Consider the following 2,397-nt stretch of genomic DNA (forward strand, 5'->3'; position numbering starts at 1 on the left):
ATCTCGGCCTGTCAGCCGGTTGCTACCAGTTGGTAACCAAGCGATCTGGCACGTCGCACCAGCCCATGGATAGGTACCGATGCGCCTGGCAATCTGTCGGTCCAGCTTGCGTAGTTCCTTGGCAGCTGCGGGGGTGAACTCAATCCTCCAGGCCAAGATCCTTCATCAAAACGGCCAAGAAGATAGTTGCTTGTCTAGATCAGCGGTGGGCCTCCAGAGCGGCAGCCCCAAGGTAAGCGTCCTCTAAATCATCGAGGCCCTGCTCGATCAGCTCGCGCAGATAGAAAGCCTTGCTGCGGCCGGTGATCCGAGCGAGGCTTTCAAGTCGTGCATCTACAGCTGGGTCTAGGCGAACGGAAGTGGGCATGCCCCCTCGTAAACCGATGTAGTCATTGTAGTCGGCATGGATGGCGCCAGTCGTCACCACCCGCTTTGATTCAGTTAAACCAACGGGTCCCCCTCTGCCAGCAAAGTTGTTAACCTTGTTAATTGAATCCCTGGGACCTTAATTTAGCAACTTAATAACTACTTGCAGCTGGKCTGTTCATGTTGATGAATTTTTCAAGCTGCCGTTGCAAACCCCAAGGCTTTGAAAACTGATTTTTGATTTAGTTGATTTAAGGGTTGATCCCCCCGCAATTGCTCTAAATCAACAAGGGTTACGCCCGTTAAGGCTGCTARKCGGCTTGCCACTGGRTTRCTGCTCACCAGCACATCCGCACTTGCCACCTGGGCGGCCTGATTGATCAAATTGAGGCCTGAAAACCCACAAATCCTGGCCTGGGGCAAATGYTKTTGCACCCCATTKGGCAGGGCATCCCATTGGCTTTGGGGCCAATCATCACTGCCACCGCCAGGGGCTAACAAYAAAAGCGGTCCATTGCCCTGGGGAAATTCGGCCTGGGCTTTGGCAAGGGCCTTGGCGGGTAATTTGAGTTGAAATGGCTCKGGGTTTGGGCTGAGCCCTAGCGGTGCAAGAAAATCAAGCAAATCAGCACTCGAAATAATKCTRGTGGCGGAGAAACCAGCGCKGGCAACCCTCACTGGTATGTGGCTAAGGCTTAGCAATAGATCAAGGCGCCAATTGGAGGCAAGGTTGAGGCAGGCTTGAAAATCGGGCTCCCTAACGCAGCCCAGCAGGTTGGTCCAGTCGGCTAGTGATACGGCGGCATCAAAACYAAARGGCAATATTTTTTCTACGGCTGGCAGCAATTTCCATAGCGGTGCCATCGCTGCTGGACAAGCCACCTGCAGTTGGGCGGCCAAGCCATCAGCTACCTGAGCTGCAAGGGGCAGGGCATCCAGCTGGGCTTTRGCCCCACCAGGGACGAAAAACAACACACGCATCAGCAGAAACGAGCCAACCCTGGTAACGGGATGGTCGAATTGTATGGAGCTGATTCCGAAACGCTTGCATCTGCTGATCGTTGCTGCCGGCAGTGGCCGGCGGATGGGCCACCAGCGCAACAAGTTGTTGTTGCCCCTAGAAGGCAGGCCCTTACTGGCCTGGACCCTGGAAGCGGCCCTGCAAAGTGATGAAATTAGTTGGCTGGCGGTGGTGGGTCAGGAGCAGGATCGCCAGGAGATCAACATCATTCTTGCCAGCCTTGCGCCTCAAAAGCCCGTGGTTTGGGTGCAGGGCGGTGCCACTCGCCAGGCTTCTGTGGCCCTGGGGCTTGAGGCTYTACCGGCCGCRGCSGCCTATGTGTTGATCCACGACGGTGCCCGTTGCCTGGYCGAACCAGCCCTGTTTAACCGCTGTGCGATTGCCTTAAGGCAAGGCGCTGAGGCYTTGATCGCWGCGGTGCCCGTAACCGACACAATTAAGCAGGTGGATAGCGATGGCTATATCCGCGATACCCCAGAGCGGTCTGGGCTGTGGGCCGCCCAAACCCCCCAGGGCTTTGCCTTGCCAGCCTTAAGGGCAGCCCATCAAAGGGCAATGGCTGAGGGGTGGCAGGTAACTGATGATGCGGCCTTATTTGAGCKCTTGGGCTTACCGGTGCGGGTTTTAGAGGCAAGCACGGCCAATTTGAAGGTAACTACACCTCTGGATTTGGAGTTGGCCGCTGCTTTATTAGGCGCCGCAAGGCTTAGCAAACCCCTGTCGCCATCWAGGCAGGCCCTGCGGCCAAGGGGCAAAACAGCATTGGCGCTGCCRTGGCCCACGGGTAAACCGGCCAGCCGCGGTATGCCAAGGCTTTCGGTGCGTTCTTGCAGMACCTGTTCCAGTTGAAATCCCTGTTCAGAATCTTGATCACAGCCTTCAAAACTGCCAAAGCCGATCGCTGCCAATTTCTGCAGGGCGCCGCATAGGCGCCAATGGGTGAGCATGCGATCGATTCGATAGGGCGCCTCCCCCACGTCTTCAAGGATCAACACAGCCCCCTCTAAATC

Annotated in this window: 2 protein-coding genes and 2 pseudogenes; 1 reads left to right on the plus strand and 3 read right to left on the minus strand. The window is 56.3% G+C overall.

The window, feature by feature from the left end:
* Positions 1 to 199: 199 nt before the first annotated feature.
* Both relB and C7K08_RS13535 read right to left on the minus strand, forming a co-directional pair.
* Positions 200 to 424, minus strand: coding sequence for a type II toxin-antitoxin system RelB family antitoxin (gene relB, locus C7K08_RS13530; protein WP_241537274.1), 225 nt, complete (start codon positions 422 to 424; stop codon positions 200 to 202).
* A 137-nt stretch (positions 425 to 561) separates the two neighbouring features.
* Entirely contained in the window at positions 562 to 1,347 is a 786-nt protein-coding gene (locus C7K08_RS13535) for a glycosyltransferase family 9 protein (RefSeq protein WP_106501063.1), read from the minus strand.
* A 64-nt stretch (positions 1,348 to 1,411) separates the two neighbouring features.
* Here C7K08_RS13535 and ispD point away from each other — a divergent pair.
* A pseudogene (gene ispD, locus C7K08_RS16535) lies at positions 1,412 to 2,086 on the plus strand (2-C-methyl-D-erythritol 4-phosphate cytidylyltransferase); the annotation flags it as partial.
* Positions 2,087 to 2,088: 2 nt separating this feature from the next.
* On the opposite strand, the pseudogene C7K08_RS15310 reads toward ispD, so the two are convergent.
* Positions 2,089 to 2,397: pseudogene (locus C7K08_RS15310) on the minus strand (LD-carboxypeptidase); the annotation flags it as partial.

Source organism: Synechococcus lacustris str. Tous, assembly GCF_003011125.1.
Classification (GTDB): domain Bacteria; phylum Cyanobacteriota; class Cyanobacteriia; order PCC-6307; family Cyanobiaceae; genus Synechococcus_D; species Synechococcus_D lacustris.